The 20,298-nt window shown below is 28.3% G+C and carries 16 protein-coding genes and 1 riboswitch; of the genes, 2 read left to right on the top strand and 14 right to left on the bottom strand.

Annotated features, from left to right (window positions below):
* Nucleotides 1-36 precede the first annotated feature (36 nt).
* The 9 genes from FGL08_RS01965 to FGL08_RS01925 all read right to left on the bottom strand — a co-directional run bounded on the left by FGL08_RS01965 (nucleotide 37) and on the right by FGL08_RS01925 (nucleotide 12,382).
* On the bottom strand, nucleotides 37-495 hold the full coding sequence (locus FGL08_RS01965) for a COG2426 family protein (protein WP_138209210.1): 459 nt from the start codon (nucleotides 493-495) through the stop codon (nucleotides 37-39).
* A gap of 143 nt (nucleotides 496-638) precedes the next feature.
* Nucleotides 639-968 (bottom strand): single-stranded DNA-binding protein, encoded by a 330-nt coding sequence (locus FGL08_RS01960; RefSeq protein WP_138209209.1) that lies wholly within the window; start codon nucleotides 966-968, stop codon nucleotides 639-641.
* 72 nt (nucleotides 969-1,040) lie between these two features.
* Nucleotides 1,041-1,853 carry a YihY/virulence factor BrkB family protein gene (locus tag FGL08_RS01955; RefSeq protein WP_243117924.1) on the bottom strand — a complete coding sequence of 271 codons (813 nt, stop codon included), beginning with the start codon at nucleotides 1,851-1,853 and terminating at the stop codon, nucleotides 1,041-1,043.
* A 16-nt stretch (nucleotides 1,854-1,869) separates the two neighbouring features.
* Nucleotides 1,870-5,685, bottom strand: a complete 3,816-nt coding sequence (gene addA / locus FGL08_RS01950; RefSeq protein ID WP_138209208.1) for a helicase-exonuclease AddAB subunit AddA — start codon at nucleotides 5,683-5,685, stop codon at nucleotides 1,870-1,872.
* Nucleotides 5,672-9,397, bottom strand: coding sequence for a helicase-exonuclease subunit AddB family protein (locus FGL08_RS01945; RefSeq protein ID WP_138209207.1), 3,726 nt, complete (start codon nucleotides 9,395-9,397; stop codon nucleotides 5,672-5,674). Before FGL08_RS01945 ends, addA begins: the two co-directional genes overlap by 14 nt.
* Nucleotides 9,398-9,501: 104 nt before the next feature.
* Nucleotides 9,502-10,548: a sporulation integral membrane protein YtvI gene (gene ytvI / locus FGL08_RS01940; RefSeq protein WP_138209206.1), complete on the bottom strand. Its 1,047-nt coding sequence runs from the start codon at nucleotides 10,546-10,548 to the stop codon at nucleotides 9,502-9,504.
* Nucleotides 10,549-10,620: 72 nt separating this feature from the next.
* Complete coding sequence (locus tag FGL08_RS01935) at nucleotides 10,621-11,460, bottom strand: DegV family protein (RefSeq protein ID WP_138209205.1); 840 nt, start codon at nucleotides 11,458-11,460, stop codon at nucleotides 10,621-10,623.
* A gap of 23 nt (nucleotides 11,461-11,483) precedes the next feature.
* Nucleotides 11,484-12,041 (bottom strand): TetR/AcrR family transcriptional regulator, encoded by a 558-nt coding sequence (locus FGL08_RS01930; RefSeq protein ID WP_138209204.1) that lies wholly within the window; start codon nucleotides 12,039-12,041, stop codon nucleotides 11,484-11,486.
* A 143-nt stretch (nucleotides 12,042-12,184) separates the two neighbouring features.
* Nucleotides 12,185-12,382, bottom strand: coding sequence for a hypothetical protein (locus tag FGL08_RS01925; RefSeq protein WP_138209203.1), 198 nt, complete (start codon nucleotides 12,380-12,382; stop codon nucleotides 12,185-12,187).
* A gap of 103 nt (nucleotides 12,383-12,485) precedes the next feature.
* On the opposite strand from FGL08_RS01925, the gene FGL08_RS01920 reads away from it, so the two are divergent.
* Nucleotides 12,486-13,517, top strand: a complete 1,032-nt coding sequence (locus FGL08_RS01920) for an alpha/beta hydrolase (RefSeq protein ID WP_179951324.1) — start codon at nucleotides 12,486-12,488, stop codon at nucleotides 13,515-13,517.
* 73 nt (nucleotides 13,518-13,590) lie between these two features.
* Nucleotides 13,591-15,516, top strand: coding sequence for an ABC-F family ATP-binding cassette domain-containing protein (locus tag FGL08_RS01915; RefSeq protein ID WP_138209202.1), 1,926 nt, complete (start codon nucleotides 13,591-13,593; stop codon nucleotides 15,514-15,516).
* A 513-nt stretch (nucleotides 15,517-16,029) separates the two neighbouring features.
* Here FGL08_RS01915 and FGL08_RS01910 read toward each other — a convergent pair.
* The 5 genes from FGL08_RS01910 to FGL08_RS01895 all read right to left on the bottom strand — a co-directional run bounded on the left by FGL08_RS01910 (nucleotide 16,030) and on the right by FGL08_RS01895 (nucleotide 20,172).
* Nucleotides 16,030-16,758, bottom strand: coding sequence for a carbon-nitrogen hydrolase family protein (locus tag FGL08_RS01910; protein WP_138209201.1), 729 nt, complete (start codon nucleotides 16,756-16,758; stop codon nucleotides 16,030-16,032).
* A gap of 317 nt (nucleotides 16,759-17,075) precedes the next feature.
* The gene (locus tag FGL08_RS01905; protein WP_138209200.1) at nucleotides 17,076-18,377 is read right to left on the bottom strand and encodes a nucleobase:cation symporter-2 family protein; all 1,302 of its coding nucleotides are present in this window, start codon (nucleotides 18,375-18,377) and stop codon (nucleotides 17,076-17,078) included.
* Nucleotides 18,378-18,511: 134 nt separating this feature from the next.
* A riboswitch (purine riboswitch) is annotated at nucleotides 18,512-18,613 on the bottom strand.
* Nucleotides 18,614-18,835: 222 nt separating this feature from the next.
* Nucleotides 18,836-18,997 carry a hypothetical protein gene (locus FGL08_RS13290; protein ID WP_171011948.1) on the bottom strand — a complete coding sequence of 54 codons (162 nt, stop codon included), beginning with the start codon at nucleotides 18,995-18,997 and terminating at the stop codon, nucleotides 18,836-18,838.
* A 150-nt stretch (nucleotides 18,998-19,147) separates the two neighbouring features.
* Nucleotides 19,148-19,951 carry a tetratricopeptide repeat protein gene (locus FGL08_RS01900; protein ID WP_138209199.1) on the bottom strand — a complete coding sequence of 268 codons (804 nt, stop codon included), beginning with the start codon at nucleotides 19,949-19,951 and terminating at the stop codon, nucleotides 19,148-19,150.
* Nucleotides 19,948-20,172: a hypothetical protein gene (locus tag FGL08_RS01895; protein ID WP_138209198.1), complete on the bottom strand. Its 225-nt coding sequence runs from the start codon at nucleotides 20,170-20,172 to the stop codon at nucleotides 19,948-19,950. Before FGL08_RS01895 ends, FGL08_RS01900 begins: the two co-directional genes overlap by 4 nt.
* Nucleotides 20,173-20,298: the final 126 nt, after the last annotated feature.

Raw genomic sequence — 20,298 nt, 5'->3', positions numbered from 1 at the left:
AGCATAGTTTTTATAATCTTATTAAGTTTTTATGTATTAATAACCTAGTAAGCTTGGTATAAACACTGTAAGTAAAGTTATTAATATAGCTGATCCCAAAGCTCCTACAGCTGCACAAAACATGGATTTTTTAAAATCAAACTTTAAAAAAGCTGCTATAACAGTGCCTGTCCACACTCCAGTTGTCGGAAGTGGTATGGCTATAAATGTAATTAATGCAGGTTCTTTATACTTCTCAAATTTTTCCCTATTCTTTTCTATCTTCTTTTCTACTATTCTATAAGCCCATGCAAAAATTTTATAACGACCTAATATATCGAAAAGTTTATCGAAGAGTAGCATAATAAATGGAACAGGAAGTAGGCTTCCTATATATGCTGCTAGGAATACAACAAATGGATTCATTTTTTGAATTAAAATTCCATTAGGTATTGCCCATCTTTGTTCTAATAAGGGAACTGCTGCCCATAAGGCTATTTCTAGTACCTTTATCATTTCTAAACTCCTTTAAGATGCTAAATATATTTTCTAGACTAATTATTCTGTATTAATTATAATGTATAAAGAACCTAAAATACAATAAAATCATAAAGATTTAACATTCAATTTTATAAGAGTTTGATTTATTATACCAAATACTATTCTGCTTTTTTATATTCTAAAAACTTTATCTCTTCACAGAACACTTCTGTATAGTATTTCTTTTCCCCTTCTTTATTCTCATAATTATGATTTCTAAGCTTTCCTATAACACTTATAAGTTTTCCTTTATTCAGATACTTAACTAAATTTTCTGCCATGGTTCCCCATATGATTATTTGAAAAAAATCTGCCTGTTTATTTCCATCCTTTTGAGTGTAATCCCTATCTACAGCTATAGGAAATTTAGTGTAAACTTTTTTACCTTCTGCCGTAGTTTTTAATGTAGCATCTGTTGTTATTCTCCCTATTAAAAAAACCTTATTCATTGACATAATTCCTCCTCTATATTTAAATAATATACTTTTCTAAATTATGTCCATAAATCAAAAACTTAGTCCCTATTTATCCCTTTTACCATCACTTAGCATAGCATTTATTTCTCCACCTAAAAGAATAATCATAGCACTAATAAATAACCATACCATAAGCACAATTACGGCTCCCAAACTCCCATAAATCCTAGAATAACTATTAAATCTGCCTACATAAAGAGCAAAAATCTCCGATGCAACTATCCATCCTGTACTTGAAAATATAGCTCCGGGCAATGTGTCTTTCCAATGTACCTTTCTAGAGGGAGTAACATAATAAAGTATAGAAAATATAACAATCATAAAAAATATAGCCGTTCCATATCTTAATATATTCCAGTTTAATTTAAAGGATGATGATAAGCCTAAATATCCTATTAAAGCATTGCCTAACATCTCGCCAAAAACCACAAAAGAAAAAGCAAATAACAAAATTATAACTAGACTTATCATGGCTATAATAGACATAAATACAACCTTTATATAAGGCCTTCTCTCCTCATCATCATAGGCTTTATTTAAAGCTTTAATTACAGCTCTAAAACCACTAGATGCAGCCCAAATTGTACCTATTATACTGAAAGATAATAAGTCACTTCTTCCACCTTTTAACACTTCTACAACTGTATCTGAAATTAGCTCGTAGGATGTCTCTGGAATTATAGAATGTAACCCCCTTAAAACTTCCCCAACATCAATAGAACTATATCCAACCATAGTAAGTAGAAAAATCAAAAAAGGAAATAAGGAAAGAATAAGGCTATACGCCAATTGTGAAGCTAAGGCATATAGATCATGCTCTATATATCTTTTCATAAGTCTTTTTATAAAACTAATCACTAAATCACCTCATAAATTAATTTATCCTTACGCACTTATCAAGAGTAAATAAATATAAGTATTTCTCACTTACCTCTTTTCCTGTTATTTCTGCTATAGCTTTTGAATAATATTGAAGTTGGCTTTTATATCTCTCCTTAAGAATCTCCTCTTCTCCTTCTAAAATAAAATCTGTTTTATAGTCTAGTAGTATAATTTCATCATTCTCTTCAAAATAACAATCTATTATTCCTTGAAGAAGAATTTCTTCCCCTTTATAAAGTTCCACATCTAAATCTTTAAATACCTCTGTACTCTTTAATGGAATATGAAATTCTACCTCCCTATAAACTTTAGGAAAAGCTTTTATAATTCTCTTACCTAGTTCTGTATTAAAAAATTTTAATATTTTATTAGGATTAACAGCCTTACTTTCTTCTTCCGTAATAAATTCCCTAGCGTAGAGATTAAAAATTTGATTTTCTATTTCATCTATAGAGCTTATCTTAGTGAAATCCAGATACTCCATGACAGCATGAAATACAGTTCCACGTTCAGCTCCTGTTAATTTTGATTTTCCCTCCATAAATGAAGGCCTTTGTTTTAAATGAGGTTTTATTAAACTACCCGAATTCTCAACTTCCATAGTATTAAATCTTCTTTTCAATTCCGATACACTTAGAACCGTTGGAAGCTCTGAAGCTTTTATATATGGATATTTATAAGATAATCTATTTTCTACAAAATCATCATAACTATTTTCATCATCTTCTTTTAAATAACCTTCAAGAAGTCTTTTTACACATTCACCTCTATCCTGCTCTTCCCCTTGTAAAACTTCTTCCATATCGCTTTTATCCCAAATTCGAATGCTCCACTTTGACTTATCGTCTATAGTGTTTTCTATGCAAATTTCCTCTTTATTGAATCTGTATAACTCTTTCTCTAAATCCTTTGCAACTTCTCTATGCTTTACAAGAGCCATGGTAATCCAATCTAGATAACTCCTACCTTTTATAGTTATAAACTCAGGAACTTTTATTCTATTATCTTGTGCATTTTCATAAGATTTTTTTATAAAATTAGTTATATCACGGACTCCGCCTATTAAAATTAATTTCTCTTTTGCTCTTGTAAGTGCTACATACAATATTCTCATCTCTTCTGAAAGTGTTTCCACCGCTATCTTCTCTCTAATAGCTCTTTTTACAGGTATAGGATACGATATCCTTCTTTCAAAATCTATTAAATCTGGTCCAAAGCCTAGTTCATGGTGAAGAAGAAGGTTACTACTTAAATCTTTTAAGTTAAATTGTTTCCCAATACCACATAGAAAAACTATAGGAAATTCTAGACCCTTACTTTTATGAATACTCATTATTCTAACTACATCTTCATTTTCACCTAATATCTTAGCACTTCCCATATCACCACTGTTTTTCTTTAATTTATTTATAAAGTTTATAAAGTTAAAAAGTCCGCTATAACTAGTATTTTCATACTCTCTAGCCCTTTGAAATAATACTTTTAAATTTGCCTGTTTTTGCATGCCACCTTTTAGTGCACCTACAAAACCGTAATATCCAGTTTCCATATATAAATACCATATAAATTGATCTATAGGAGTATATAAAGACCTTTCTCTCCAATGATTTATCTTTGTGTAAAACTCTTTTAATTTTACTTTAAGTTCAGTTTCCTCTTCTTCAATGTAGTTAATGCATGCTTCATAAAAACTAATATTGTTATTGTTCTCTCTTATATAAACAAAGTCTTCAGACGAAAACCCTCCTATTGGTGAACGCATTACAGCTAGAAGTGGAATATCCTGTATCGGGTTATCAATAATTTGAAGAAGACTTAGCATGGTTTTAATTTCAATAGTTTCAAAATACCCCGTACTAGTATCTGCATATACAGGTATATTATATTTTTTAAACTCTTCTATGAATTGCTCTGACCAATTCACAGTACTTCTTAGAAGTATTACTATATCCTTATACATTACTCTTCTATATTCTTTTGTTTCTTTATCTAAAACCATAAAAGGTTTTTCTTTATTTTCTATAAATTCTTTAATCCTATTTGCTGTAATCTTAGCCTCATAAGCTATGTCTGTTGGCTCATCTAATTCTTCTAATTCATCAGAAAAGTTATCACCTATTTTATCTAATTCATTTTCCTTTTCCGTGTCAGAATTTTTCTCTAAAATATGAAGTTCTATATCTCCACCTAATTCAGCACCTTCTATATAATTTTCATAGTTTGCTCCAAGATTTAGTGCTTCCTTTTCATTATACTCTAGTTCCCCAATTCTCTCTGACATTATGCTCTTAAAGATAAAATTCACTCCATCTAAAACCTCTTCTCTACTTCTAAAGTTTTTAAAAAGTAAAATCTTTTTATAAAGAGAATCTTCATTTACTTCTGAATAAGAATTATACTTACTAAGGAAAAGTTCTGGTTTTGCCTGTCTAAATCTATATATACTCTGCTTTATGTCCCCAACCATAAATATGTTTGGGCTTCCTTCACTAATTTTTGAAACTAAATTTAATATAAGTTCCTGAACTAAGTTCGAGTCTTGATATTCATCAATTAATATTTCATCATACTTATCCCTTAATTCTATCGCCGTGTCTGAAGGAATATATATTCCTTCTTCATTCTTTATCCAGTTCCCCTCTTCATCTTTTTCTATTAATATTTCTAAGCAAAAATGCTCAAAATCATTAAAATCTATAATACCTTTTTCTTTTTTCTTTAACTTATATAAAGAGTCAAATTGAATTACGAGTTCGACTAGGTTCTTTATAATAGGATAAATCTTAATGTATGAACTTTTTATATCTTCTTCGGTTATAGAAGAATAGTTTTTAGAAAGTTCATCTAAGGATTTTTTAATAGAATTTCTTATCTTTTGAACTTTATCTTTTGCATCTTTATTTTCTATTTTTCTAACTGAAGGTAATCTTCCAAACTTTACTGTACTTAGTTCCTGTAAGAAATTTTCAAAAGAGCTTTTTAGAGCCTGCATTAGATCATTAATAATAGAAAGTTCTTCTCTTATAACTGGTTCGTAAGCATTTAATTCCTCTATATTGCACACTAAGTTGTATACATCTTTATACTGCTCATACTGACCTTCTAGTTCCATATTTATATTATTTTTTAATATTTTTACCCATTTTGTATCTTCTATATTGGTAAATTTATCCATATTAAATTCTTCACTTTGTTCTATTAACCAAGCCCTTGGGTTAGGTGCCGTATTAGAAAAACTATGTATCCTTAAAACTAATTCCAGTAAAGCACTATCATCTTTATTACTACAATAAGTTTCAACTAAGTTTAAAAATTCTTCTCCAGTACATTTCTCCTCTAAATTTTCACCTTTTATATTTTCATACTTATGTTCAAATAATTCTTCAAGTGTTTCATTTTTTAAAAGAACAACCTCTGTCTGATCAGCAACTCTAAATCCTGGGTCAACATCTACTTTGTGAAAATTATTTTTTATTACATTTAAACAAAAGGAGTGAATGGTTGTAATGCTAGCTTTATTTAATAAGGTTAATTGTCTTTGAAGTCTGATAGAATTTCCTCTTTCTCCTATTTCCTTTGAAAGAGCATCTCCTATTCTCTCTCTCATCTCTGAAGCTGCAGCATTTGTAAAGGTAACAACTAATAATTTATCTATATCTACTGGATTTTCTTCATCCATTATCATATTTATTATTCTTTGAACCAATACTGCTGTTTTTCCTGAACCTGCTGCCGCAGCTACTAAGAGATTACAATTTCTCGTGTAAATTACCTTACTTTGCTCTTCTGTCCATTTAATTTTCCCCATTCTTTCTCTCCTCCTTTTCTTTTTCTAGTAGATGCCAAACTTCCTCATCCTTCTTTTCATTTAAAATCTCATACTGATTATCTTTCATAGATAAATCAAAGGTACAAATAGAAGAATAATCGCAATAATCACATGCAGTAGTTTTCCCCATTTTACAAGGTTTAATAGTGATATTACCTTCTATCATATCCTCACAAGCTTTTAAAAGTTTCGCTTTAACATGCTCCCTTAAAAGATCAAATTGTTCCTTTGTAGCTACATGTGATGTTTTAGTAAAATCTCCATCCTTTTTTAACCCTACTGGAAGAATTAAAGAAGCGCCTTCTATTTCTCTATCCATTTCCTTTATTATTTTGGTATCTGCAATAATTAAGCCCTTCATTTTTAAAGCTTTCATTATTTCTTTTTCTATGTCCTCATCACTTAAGTTATTCTTATTTTTGATTATTGGATTGTCTATCTTAAAATACAGAATCCCTGCTGGAAACACTGGGAAATTCTCAAGTTCCCCTTCCTTTTCCAATATAGCATCTAAATAGGTAAGAAGCTGAATTTGAAGACCATAGTAAACTTCCCACAGTTTAAAATCCTTATTACCAGACTTATAATCTATTACTCTAAAATAATCTTCATTATCATATATTAGTTTATCCACCCTATCTATTTTACCAACTAACTGCACTATATCTCCTGTACTTAGTTCTAAATTAATTGGGGAATAACCATCTTCTCCCATACCAAAGCTTATTTCATAACCTAAAGGCTGAAATCCCCCTCTTTGCATATGTTCAACTATAAGTTTTGCTGATCTTATCAAAACCCTTTTAATTCTGGCTCCAAAATATTCATACCTAGAAGACCTCTTAAATACATTTCCAGAGGATTGTTCCATCTCCTTCATAGTTTCCTTTTCTATGATTTCTCTTGTTAATTTGCTATCCACAGAATCCCAAGAAAGACTTTCTTCTACGCTTCTCGAAAATCTATCTAATACTTTATGCATAAAAGTACCAAGGTCCGGAGCACTTAATGTAAATATCTTTCTCTCTTCTGCCTTTAAACCATATCGTACAAAATATGCAAAAGGACATCTTATATAATTTTCTACTCTAGATACACTAAAAGTCTTTTTATCACCATACAGTTTTAAAGTATTATCTCTTCCTAAGGACTCCACTTGATTAGAATATGAAAATGCCTCTAATATTTTATCCATCTTATCTTTCCAATGCGGTTCTTTTTGGAACCATCTAAAAACACTTTGCCATAATGGTGATAACCCCTCATCTGTACAAGCTATATTTAGCTGCTCTATAAAATTATTAAAGGCTGGTACTTTGCTATTTATAAGGGTTTCTTCCGGTTTCTCTATAACATTACTTTCCTCTTCTAATTGTGGAAAAAGAGCCTTTAATCTTGAAATTATAGTAGATGGTCTTAAAGCCTTCCCTTCGTGATCTGCTATAGGGTAACTCACCCTTAAATATTTAGCTCCAAGAGTTAAAGTAGTATATATGAGATATTGCTCTTCGAAAGCTGCTGTCCTAGTGTCTTTTGCAAGTTCTACACCTTTTTCTTTAAGAAATATCCTATCATTATCTGTAAATATACCTTCTTTATTATTTATTTGAGGGAATACACCGTCATTTACTCCTATTAAAAATAAATATTTTATATTATGTCCTCTTAAACGTTCAACACTACTTACAATAACTTGATGCAATGCCTGAGGTATAAATCCCATCTTATGTTCTTTAAATCCTAGGAATAGTATTCTAGAAAAATGGCTAAGAGAGATATATTCATCCCCTAGAACCTCTACAACTTGATCCAAAAGTTCCATAACCAAATTCCATATCTTACTGTACTCATTTAAAAGTTCTACATCACCATGAAGTTCAAAATCTTTTATCCATAGTTCAATTTTTTCTCTCACTTTAAGTTCTTCTAAAAAGTTAAATAACTCTATACAAAGCTTACTTCCAGTTTTCCTGCCTCTTATCCTATTACTTAAATCTATAACTGGTTTTATAAACTCATTTTTACTTCTATTTATAATATCTATCTCATTTAAAACTTCTAATATTTCTGCACTAGTTTCTTCCTCTTCTTCACAGATTATATCTATAATTTCTGCTAATTCTCCAGTTTTTAATAACTGGAGAAGTTCCTTCTCATTTATAAGTTCTCTCTTTTCCTCTATTTCCGTTTTCAATTTATCTTCTAAATTAATGGGTTCAAAGGCTTTCTCTACTCTAAATCTTATATCACTAATATTTTCTTCTAATACCTTTAAATAATCCCCTCTTTTCCCTTGATCCATTTTTGAAAAGGCCTTAAATAAAAAGTTATTTAACTTATATTTTAGATTATAATTTAAACTTATAGTTTTAAACCAAATATCCTCATCATTCCATGCATTTTTACCCTTTATTCCAGATCTAAGAGCGTAATTTTCTAAAAGATCTATATGGTTTTTCTCTATACCTGTAAGCCCAGTTTTTAAATATCTAAATATACTCTCATATCTCCAATTGTTTCCTAGTATCTCCATTAATGAGGTTATAAGCACTATTAAGTTGTTAGAAGTTATATCCTTTTTCTCATCAATAAAATAAGGTATTTTATATTCATCAAATATAGATCTAATTAAATTCTCATAAATACCAAGTTCTCTTGTAATTACTGCAATCTCACTAAACTTTACACCTTTATCTCTACATAAATGTAAAATTTCATTTGAAAGTTCCTCTACCTCTGAATATATATTAATAGCTTTAAAAAGTTTTATATCCTCTGTTTCTTCTACATAAGGTTTAAAAGGATATGAAAAATAATTTCGTTCAAGATAACTAAGCTCTTTAGAATCTTTAAACTTTATAGAAGGATTATTGCTTAGTGCCACTGGCTCTTCTATGGAAATCCCTAAGTTTTCTGCTGTTTTTATAAGTTTCTCCTCAGTATAAATAATAGGAGAAAATACCTCTCTAAACACAGGGTTTTTACTGTCCTTATAATCCATATTTAATGTAATATTTAAATTACAATTATTTTTTATAAGCTCTTCTAAAATTAAATATTGCTGAGGTGTAAATCCGCTAAATTCATCTATCCAAATATCTGTATCCTTTAATATTGTACTTTCATATATTTTTCCTTTTAATATAGTTAAATCTTCGTCTGGATCTATATAACCTTTATGTAATACTTTTTCAAAGTTCTCATAAATCAATGAAATATCACTTATTTTATTATATATAAAACTATTCTCTTCAATATTATCTTTTAATTCATTTAAAACTTCTGGAGTTACATTATACCTTTTAAACTCACATATAATTTCTCCCAATGTGCTTACAAACCCACTTTGCCTAGCTGCTGTAGAATATACCTTAAGTTCATCTTTTAGTTCTTCTACAATTTTATAAATAAGCATGGTTTTTCCAGAAGACTCCATATGCCTTCTAGTGACCCCTCCAACTTCCTTAAATACTCTATATGCCATTCTTTTAAAGCTTAAAACTTCAATTCCCTTACCTAAAAAACCAAACTCTTCTACTAATTTTTTCTCCGTTTGAAAAGTCAATTGTTCTGGGACTACTAAAATAAGTGAGTTTTTCTCTTCTCTATTTTTATACTTTTTTCTTATCTCATCTATAACATAAGAAGTTTTTCCACTACCACTTCTTCCATAAATAATTTTTATACTCATAATATCTACTTAAGGCCCCTTTCTGCTTTATTAATATAGATAGTAAAAGGTGCAGAACCCTAAATTATATGGTCTAGCACCTCATCTATAAAGCAATCTATATTTTAAAGTACATCTACTTGTTTTAAAAGATTATAAAAAACTACTAAAAACATAAAATATATCATTCCCATAACTCCATTTACTGTAAGCCCAATAAATATGGCTGCTATTACTGCTACAGGATGAATACCTAAAGAACTAGACACTAGTTTTGGTTCAACTATTTGTCTTATAGCAGATATTATAGCATAAGAAATAATTAAAGCTATAGCTGTAAACTTGTTTCCCGTAATCCAATAAAAAATAACTAAAGGAGTATATATAGTACCAACTCCTAGAACTGGCAATATATCAGCAATTCCAGATATTATGCTTAATATAACAGCATATTTTATATCTAAAGCTAAAAATACTATTAGGGTTTCTATAAATGTTAAAGATATAATTATTAAATAGGAAATCATATAATTTAATAATTTCTTTTTGGCTTCACTGTATATATGAATATACTTTTTTTCTTTAAACTTATAGAGCTTTGCAAATCCCTTTTCCATAACCATATCCTTTGTAAAAAAATAAGTTGCTATTATGGAAAAGAACACTACCATCATTAAATAAGGTAAATTAGATATGATACCTATAGCAAAGGTCACAGTTCTTGCAGAGAAGTCCATAATACTTCCAGAATACTTTGATACAAAATTATAAGCATAAGATTTTATGTCATTTATTAAGGTTGGGTCAATATTATTATATCTATGTTGTATCTCTTCAAATAAAGCATAAATTTTATCCTTGTTAGATGTAACATAACCTTGAGCGTTCTTCCCAAATTGAATTATCTCATGTGAAATGGATGTTATACTAAAATATAGTATAACAAATATAATAGTAAAAAAAACAACGTTTGTTGTTAAACATGCCAAAGTGCTATTAATTTTACATTTGTTCATTAAAAATCTTGTAGGTTTTCTTAGGATCATGGCAAAAATTAAAGCTATTAAAAAAAGATAAGTATACTTTAAAGTTCCAAAGAAAACCACAAAACTTATAGTATATACAAGGAAAAATAAAATTATCCTATCTATTTTTTGGGGTACCCCTTCCAAGGAATTTCACCTCCTAAATTTAATTTTAGCTTCAGAGATAACCCCTGAAGCTAAAATATTTAACTAATTATATTATACTTCAAAATAAGCAACGCCCACTAACCCTGGTCCACTATGAGCACCTGCAACAGGACTAATATTTTCTCCTAATTTTACAGAAAGAACATTAGGTAACTCTTTTAAGCTTTCATAAATAGCTTTCATTTCTTCTTCTGCATTTCCATGCATTAAATAAACTTTTCCTTTATTTTTTAAACCTTCAATTATATTCACTAAACGTTTTAGAGATTGTTTTCTACCTCTTACTTTATCAAAAGTTGTGTAGCTACCATCTTCATGCATGGTTATTATAGGTTTTAAGTTTAAAATATCTCCTATAGTTCCAGCAACTTTTCCTATTCTTCCACCTTTTTTTAGATATTTTAAAGTTCCAACTACAAAGAAAATACATAGTCTACTTTTAATATCAGGAAGGGCCTTTATTATATCTTCAAAGGATTTTCCCTCTTCTATCATTTTACCACATTCTTCTATTAATAAACCCTCTCCTATAGAAATACTTTTAGAATCAAATATAAAACTCTCTATTTCAGGATGATTTTCGCTAACTAACTTTAAGGCATTATATATACCTGATAAACCTGAAGAAAGTGTTACTCCAATAACGTGAGTGTAGCCTTCTTTTTTTAGTTTTTCAAATAATTCTTCCATATCTGAAAGAGCTGGAAGAGAAGAACTTGGCATCTCATTATCTAAATTATCGTAAACTTCCTTTGGTGTTATATTCACCTTGTCTAAGTACTCCTTCTTTTCATATATAATTCTAAAAGGAAGCACATGTATATTATATCTTTCTATACTCTCTTTACTTAAATCACTTGCACTATCAGTTATCAATGCTATTTTTTGCAATGTTATACCTCCAATCAAAAGACCTACTTATTTTTAAGTACATATTCAATCACTGAATCTATAGAAACATTATTTATTTCAATTATATTTTGGATCATAAATCCTTCAAGGGCTGCTACTATAATATTTGCAATTACCCCGTAATCAAAGTCTTGATTATGAAAAATTAATTTAAGACCCTCTTTTATAATAATCTTCCATTTTATATATTCCTTATTAAACTTTTCTTTTAATTCATCGTTATTAGTTATGGCCTCTTGAATTAAACAAAGATGTAATCTTCCTTTTTCTTTAGAATCTAGTATTTCTTTAAACATCTTTTGAACTACATCTATTGGATTAGATTTTTTATCTAAGTTTTCAAGAGCAACATTTATATTATGCCCAATCTCCAAAAAATACTTATCTGCAATATCATTTATAAGTTCATTTTTAGAAGAATAATAATAGTATAAAGTTCCTTTACTTATACCTACCTCTTTTGCAATATCTGAAAGGCTAGTATTTTCTACCCCTTTTTTAATTATAAGTCTTTCCGCAGATTCTAAAATTTTATACTGATTGCCCATATTATTATCCAATTAAATACTCCCCTCACTCGTACGACCGACCGACTTATTACTTAGAGTATATCAATATGATAAATTAGTGTCAATAAAATATTTAACATAAAAGCACCCTGCTTATCTATGCAAGGTGCTAAAATTTGTAAATAAAAACCTACTTACATAAGGAATTCAATGGAAAAAATATCTTCTGAAGAAATTTCTTTACCTAATATATTAATCTTTCCTTTTAATTCCTTATTACTCATAAAAAATTGTATTAACTTTAAGTAATTGATTTTTTTTATAATTTGGTCTGTCTCCTGCTGAGTAAACACTCTCTTTTTTCCATTTCTAAAATTCAGAGCTAATTTCATATGCTCCTCCTTAATATTAATTTACTAATATTATACGTAGACTTTCACATTTTGTTATTATTTTAATATTATTAAATTGTAACAACTTTTAAGGGATGATATTATGAAAATCGACTTTTCCTATGAGAAAGGAAGTATTCCATATACCAGTGGATATATACAAAAAGGAAAAAATTATAGATGCAATTATATTAAATTTAAAAGTCCATATAAAAATGCTAAACCTGGAACTGAAACCATAGAACTTTATAATTTTGAACCTAAAACTCCTGCTACAGCTTCTGTTATGGTTATTCCTGGCCTTGGCACTAGAAACATTAAATTTTTACTTTGGCTTGGCTCTCATCTTGCTTGTTCAAAAGTAAGTTGTAATGTTTTAACCTTACCGGGAAACTATACAAGAGTAGAAAAAGGTTCTGTAAGTGGAAAAAACTATGTTTATCCTGATATTGATATTATTTATAATACTTGGCAACATGCCGTAGTTGATATTCAATCCTCTATGGACTTCTTAGAAGAAAAAGGGCTATGGAAAGAAAAGAATTGTATTTTGGGCTACTGTTTAGGTGGTATGATCTCTAGCATAATAAGCTCTATAGATTCTAGAATAAATGAAACCATTCTCCTAAACACTGGTGGTCACTTTCCTAAAATAATACACGAATCTGCTGTTGGCAAATTCGCAAGAAGAATGTTTAAAAAAGGCTATGAAACTGATTATTTTCTTCACGATAAAATAAGACTCTATGAAGCCTATGATAGGGAACTCCCCCTAGTTCGAAATATGGAGCTTAAAGAATTTTTATCTTCAGATGAAATTCATCCCCTATTTAAGGTAGACCCCCTATCCTATGCCCATTTTTTAGATAAGAAAAATGTAACTTTTATAGATGCAATTTACGATGAAACTTTACCAATTATAAGCAGAAGTATGCTGTTTAAAGAATTAAAAGGGTCAACTAGATATCTTCTTCCCGCAACTCACGGGTTACTTTTACCCTTTGAATTTTTCATAGCACAATATATAATGCTAAAACTAAACATTAAGGAAGTTAAAGACCTTAAATTGTTAATTCCAAATAAATTAAAAATTCCTATTATATCCGACCTTCTTCAATATTTCACAAATGAATAAAAACATATTATTTTTCTATAAAATAAAGTACAATATATATATTAAAGAAATTAACTAGAACAGGATGATTAATATGAATTTAATTTCAATAGAAAACTTAAGTAAAAGTTACAGTGAAAAGATTCTTTTTCATAAAGTTTCCATAGGAATTAATGAAGGTGATAAAATAGGTGTCATTGGTGTAAATGGTACAGGAAAATCTACCTTACTTAAAATTATTTCAGGCATTGAAACTTATGATGAAGGAAATATCATAAAAAATAATAAAGTTCACATAGAATATTTACCTCAGAACCCTGAATTTAATGAGAATTCTACAGTATTAAATGAAGTATTCAACGGTAACTCACCTATAATGAATACCCTTAGAGAGTATGAAACTGCTTTAGATGGGGCTGAAAAAAATCCAGAAGATCTAGAAATTCAAAATAAAATAATTTCTCTTTCTTCTAAAATAGATTCATTAAACGGCTGGAATATAGAAAGTGATGCAAAGATAATTTTAAATAAATTAGGGCTCAGGGATTTAAATAAAAAAATAAGTACATTATCTGGTGGACAAAGAAAAAGAGTTGCTCTTGCTAGAACCTTAATTACTCCATCTGAAATACTAATTCTAGATGAGCCTACAAACCATATGGACAATGATACCATAGCCTGGCTTGAAGAATTTTTAAATGGTAGAAAAGGTGCAATTATTATGATTACCCACGATCGATACTTTCTAGATAGAGTATCTAATAAAATAGTGGAACTTGATAATGGAAATTTATATGCCTATGAGGGTAACTTTAGCATATTCCTAGAAAAGAAATTAGAAAGAGAAGCTATGGAAACAGCTACGGAAGATAAACGTCAAAATCTTTTACGACGTGAACTTTCTTGGATTAAAAGAGGTGCTAAAGCTAGAACCACAAAACAAAAAGCTAGAATTCAAAGATATGAAGAATTAAGTGAAAAAGATGGTCCTGCAAAAAAAGAAAACCTAGATATATCCACAGCTCATAGTAGGTTAGGTAATAAAATAATAGAAATTAATAATATATGTAAAAAGTTTAGCCAAAAAGAACTTATAAAAGACTTTTCCTACACCATGGTTAAAGAAGATAGAATAGGTATAATCGGTGAAAATGGAGTGGGAAAATCTACGCTTATGAATTTAATTTATGGAAACTTAAAATTAGATAGTGGCTCTATAGACATTGGTGAAACAGTTAAGGTCGGATACTTCTCTCAAGGTAATTACCACATGAAAGAAGAACTTCGTGTAATAGAATATATTAAAGAAACTGCAGAATTTGTTGAAACAGCTAATGGCGATAGAATAAGTGCATCGCAAATGCTAGAAAAGTTCTTATTCCCACCTGAAACACAGTGGACACCCATTTATAAACTATCTGGTGGGGAAAAAAGAAGGTTATTTCTTTTAAAAGTATTAATAGAAGCTCCTAATGTACTTTTACTGGATGAGCCTACAAACGATTTAGATATATCAACACTTCAAATTTTAGAAGACTATATAGAAAACTTTAATGGACCTGTAATGGCCGTATCACATGATAGATACTTCCTAGATAAGATATCTAACAAGATATTCTCCTTTGAAGGAGGAGGTAATGTTCTAGAACACACCGGAAACTACTCCGACTTTATTAACTTTAAGCAGAACTTATCCACAGAAAAGGAAGAAAAATCAGAAATTAAAAAAGAAACTGTTGATAAACCTATGGATAAAAAATGTGATAAGCCAAAGAAAGCTCTAAAATTCTCCTATAAAGAACAAAGAGAATACGAAGAAATCGAAAACATAATAGCCTCAATAGAAGAAAACTTAGATAATATAAAAGTAGAAATTTCTAAAAACAGTACAAACTATTCAAAACTACAAGAATTATTGCAAGAAGAAGCTGAAACAGAAAATCTACTAGAAGAAAAAATGGAAAGATGGGAATACTTAAACGAACTCGCAGAAAAAATAGAAGAATCTAAGAAAAATTAGAAAAAATTTATATAAAGAACTAGATAAAAAAACTGTGTAGTTATGGAAATAACTTTTGTAGCTACACAGTTTTTTATTACTGATAAAATCAAATTTGATTTTCATAATATCACTTATAGTATTTTATATATTTTGTATAAATAATTTACATTTTACTAATTCCAATTAGTCTTATTCTTTAATAAATAGATTGCTTTAAGATCTTCCTTATTTTTTTCAATTCTAAAAGTTCATTCATTAAATCCTCAGAAATAACATTCTTTGAGTCCTCTAAAAAGTTATGATCTTCTTCCAATGAATCCAAACGATTACTAATAGATATTATTCATAAAAACTATATACATCTACTTAGTTATTCATATACTAGTATTTATAATATATTTTATAAATTACTTATATCTAATGCCCTTAGCTCACTATATTTAATATAATTTAATTTTTTATTAGGATATATATTTTAGTACATTAAAATAGCCAGTTAAAATTATTTTAACTGGCTATTTTCAATCTTAATTAAATTTCAAATTCTAATACACCTAAATTCCCCATAGGAAGTGATTTTAGAACCTTACCTTTTTGAAATACATAACATCCTCCGTTAGCCCTACCAGGTTCATCAACTAAACTATTTATCATACATACTGGAGAATTTATATCCTTTACCCTATTTATATATTCATCTAAAAACTTCTCATTCCATTCTTTCACTGCAAAATCAACATATAAAGGCCAAAGAACCATATCTACATTAAGTGCTTTTATTTCATGTAATCTTTTATCATCCCATAGGTCGCCACAAATTGCAGTTGCAAAAGTTTTATTCATAAATTTAAATATATGAAATTCTGATCCCTCTTTATAATAACTAGATGCTATTGGTTCCTTCCACCCTGAAGAAACCCTTTTAAATATATCAACAATTTCTCCTTTTTTATCAATAACTAAATTACTACTAAATAAATTTCCTTTATATTTCTCTATAAACCCAAAAGAAATACATTTATTATAATACTTTGCTTTGTTTTTTAACTCTACAATTTTATTATCATTAATAGATAATGCTATCTTATAATCTTCCTCAAAACTCCATGTTAGACCTTCAAATCCTTGCAAAAAGGACTCTCCAAAACATAATAAATCTATATCTGAATTAGCATATTGAACTAGATAATTTTCTATTTGTTTAATATTATAATTAATATCTCCATCTTTATTTTTTGATGATACTAATCCTATTTTCATACTTTACCCCCATAACTAAATATACTAAAAACACTAATATTTTATATTTAGATATTTATTTTTACCATATGTATAAACTTTTATATTTTTCTCCTTTAATATCTACTATTATAAGACTTATATTTTAAATATTTGTATTAACGTAAATATTAAAAATATTTAAAGTGTTTAAATATTCTTATAATATCATATACTCTCATAAATTTCAAAGAAAGTATATTAATTTATTATATAGAATCAATATATTACAAAATGTTTATAATAAAATCCGTCTTAAATAAAAAACTTAGATTTATTTAAGACGGCTAATCAATTATTTATTCTTTTTCTTTTAATAATACATTTAATATTAATGCTACAATAGTACCTGTTGAAATCCCTGATGAGAAAATCATTTTTAAAGATTCAGGTAAATTAGTTATAACTTCTGGACGGAATGTAACCCCTAATCCTAACCCTATGGATGTAGCAATAATTAACATATTACGATTGTTTAATTTTACTGTACTTAAAGTTTTTATTCCTGCAGCAGCTACAGTTCCAAACATAACTATACCTACCCCTCCTAATACAGGTTGAGGCATAATATTAATAAGTGCTGCAAACTTAGGTAATAACCCCAATATGACTAATAGCATTCCTGCCATCATAGTTACATATCTACTAGCAACTTTAGTAAGTGGAATTAATCCTATATTCTGACTAAAGCATGTATTAGGTAATGCACCAAAAACTCCTGCAAGTAAACTTCCAACTCCATCTGCTAAAACACCTGATGAAATACATTTTTCAGTAGATTTAACTTTTGAAACCTCAGTTATAGCTTTAAGACAACCTACTGTTCCAATAATAGTTACAAAATACGCTGGAATAAAGGGTAATAAAGTTTCTAAACTAAATTTAATATCTAAAACCCAAATTTTAGGAAAAGATACCCAACTCGCTTCTTTTACTGTAGCAAAATTCACCATTCCAAGTGGAATACAAATAATATACCCAATAACCATTCCTATTAAAATTGAAGCACTACTTATAAGTCCCTTTCCATAATGATTTAATAAAAGAGTAATCATCATTACACATAAAGCTATTAAAATATTTTTTAATGAACCATATCCTATAGAACCAACACCACCAGCTGCCCAATCTATAGATACAGGTAGTAGTGTTAATCCTATTAAACTAACTACAGTTCCTGTTACAATTGGAGGAAATAATTTCATTAATGGTTTTACAAAAAAACTTAATATAATTTCTATAATGGCCCCGAATACTGTAGCTCCTAAAATTCCTACTAACCCAAATTTACTACCTATTGCAATTGAAGGTGCTACAAAGGTAAAGTCTGTCCCCATAATACAAGCAACTCTTGCACCTATAGGTCCCACACCTCTTGATTGAATATAAGTTGCAAGTCCTGCTGCTAAAATTGTACTACTTATTAATAATGTTGAAGTTTTAGAGTCAAATTTTAAAGCTGTTGAGACTACAATTGGTACTACAATTATTCCACCAAAGGCAGCAAAAATATGTTGTAGTGCTAATAGAATTTGCATAAATGCATTTGGTTTATCATTTACCCCATACATTAGTTCAATATCTGTTTGATTGTTTTCCATTATATAGATCCCTCTCTTTCCTTATAACTCAAAAACTCATCGGTTATGTATACTAGTATAAGAATTCTTTTCTAAAAATATAAAACACCTCAATCTAATTGAGGTGTCATCTATAAATAAATAAAAATATTCATTTACTAAATTTCATCCCCCGTAGTCTACTAATTTATGGTTAGTAGGTAGAAACTTTCGGACCATATTACCGACGATATACGAGTTTTTATATGTAATTATAACATATTTTTTATTATTTCTATTCCTATTTTATTAAAAATTTTAATAAATCATTTATTTTAATATAATATACTCCTTAAAGTACAACATTTAAGTATTAAATTTTATTTTTGTATTATTTACTTTAACTTTTTCTAAAATAGCATATTTATACCTATGACAAGTTTCATATAAACCTTTTTAAAAAGAGCTTGTTTAAAAAGTAATACTCTTAATTTAATAGATCATTTCTTATCTTTTAAAAATCTAAGTCCACTTATGCAAATATAATAATTGTACAATACTATTGCTATATAAGAATACTTTTTATCTTTTAAAAACAATAATAAAATGAATGTATTTACTATAATACATATTATTAATAAAACTTTCTTGAAATTCATCATACAATAACCTCCTAGTACTCAAATAAAAAATATAGATATAGAAATACCACTTATTCTCTTCACATTTATACTTTTTATAATTGAGCAAATTGAACAATTGATTTTTAATTTTAATGAAAATAAGTTACTAAAACACTAAAAATTAATTTCTCATAATATAACTACATCTATATATTTTACTCCTCTTTCTTCTTTCAAAATTGAGTTTATCTTTTCAAACATTTCATTCACATATTCATCCTTAGGATCAATATCTATGGCTTTTTTTATCCATTTATAAGCATTTTTAAAATCACTAAGCTCATAGTAACAGTGAGCAATATCTATTATATTATCAATATCATCAAACTTATTCTCAACAACAAATAACAATTCATTCAATGCTTTCTCATATTCCTCTATATCAATATATGCTATACCCTTATTTCGTATAGCTTGTATACATTCATTGTCATATTTATAAGCTAATTCATATTCATCTAATGCTTCATTATCGAAGTTTAACAAATAATAGCATATTCCTAAATTCAAATGAGTTTCTGACTGTTCAATATTAATACTTAATGATTTCTTATAACATTTTATCGCTTCTTCGTATTTTTCAACCTCATAATAATATACCCCTAGATAAAAATATGCATCCTCATCATCTGGGTCTATATTAATTGCTTCATTAAACATTTTACACGCATCTGTTAACAAACCTTGCTTTAGATAAACTCTCCCTAGATTAATAACTGGTATTACTGTTTCTGGACACTCATCAATTATCTTTTTAAAAGTATCTGCTGCTAATTTATATTTTTCTAACCAAAAATAACATAATCCAATATAATTTAAACAATTATAGTAGTTATCTATACTAATGCATTTTTTAAAATGATTTAATGGCTTTTTATATTCCCCTTCTTCATAGTAACTTTCTCCAATTGCATAATATTCATCGAAATTCATATAATATAACCTCCTGTAATCCACTTAATACATACTAAATCTTTAGGAGAAAAAATATAAGTTATTACATATAAAAGAATAGGCATAGCAAAAGATGCTCCTACTTGAATTAAAGGTGGCATTTTCCCTATATTTTCTTCTGAAAAAATCATTCTACCAATAGACGCCCCCAAAATAGCTAAGCCTGCTCCTAAAATGTTAAACTTCTTTTTATGATTCATCTAATTTCATCTCTACTTTCTTATGATAATTAATTTTGATTATTTCTAAACCTTATTATATAATTTTATGTTTGTAGAAATCTCAAATATTTTGTCATAAACGTTTTTCTACAAATCAATTTATAT

Origin of the sequence: Hathewaya histolytica (assembly GCF_901482605.1) — a bacterium.
GTDB classification, from domain to species: domain Bacteria; phylum Bacillota; class Clostridia; order Clostridiales; family Clostridiaceae; genus Hathewaya; species Hathewaya histolytica.
The sequence above is the reverse complement of the archived record's forward strand: the minus strand, read 5'-3'. Positions and strand labels throughout refer to the sequence as shown.

Bases quoted from the DNA above. Each gene is read 5' to 3' on its own strand.
- FGL08_RS01965 (WP_138209210.1), bottom strand. From the start codon at position 495: ATGATAAAGGTACTAGAAATAGCCTTATGGGCAGCAGTTCCCTTATTA.
- FGL08_RS01960 (WP_138209209.1), bottom strand. From the start codon at position 968: ATGAATAAGGTTTTTTTAATAGGGAGAATAACAACAGATGCTACATTA.
- addA (WP_138209208.1), bottom strand. From the start codon at position 5,685: ATGGGGAAAATTAAATGGACAGAAGAGCAAAGTAAGGTAATTTACACG.
- FGL08_RS01945 (WP_138209207.1), bottom strand. From the start codon at position 9,397: ATGAGTATAAAAATTATTTATGGAAGAAGTGGTAGTGGAAAAACTTCT.
- FGL08_RS01925 (WP_138209203.1), bottom strand. From the start codon at position 12,382: ATGAAATTAGCTCTGAATTTTAGAAATGGAAAAAAGAGAGTGTTTACT.
- FGL08_RS01920 (WP_179951324.1), top strand. From the start codon at position 12,486: ATGAAAATCGACTTTTCCTATGAGAAAGGAAGTATTCCATATACCAGT.
- FGL08_RS01915 (WP_138209202.1), top strand. From the start codon at position 13,591: ATGAATTTAATTTCAATAGAAAACTTAAGTAAAAGTTACAGTGAAAAG.
- FGL08_RS01910 (WP_138209201.1), bottom strand. From the start codon at position 16,758: ATGAAAATAGGATTAGTATCATCAAAAAATAAAGATGGAGATATTAAT.
- FGL08_RS01905 (WP_138209200.1), bottom strand. From the start codon at position 18,377: ATGGAAAACAATCAAACAGATATTGAACTAATGTATGGGGTAAATGAT.
- FGL08_RS13290 (WP_171011948.1), bottom strand. From the start codon at position 18,997: ATGATGAATTTCAAGAAAGTTTTATTAATAATATGTATTATAGTAAAT.
- FGL08_RS01900 (WP_138209199.1), bottom strand. From the start codon at position 19,951: ATGAATTTCGATGAATATTATGCAATTGGAGAAAGTTACTATGAAGAA.
- FGL08_RS01895 (WP_138209198.1), bottom strand. From the start codon at position 20,172: ATGAATCATAAAAAGAAGTTTAACATTTTAGGAGCAGGCTTAGCTATT.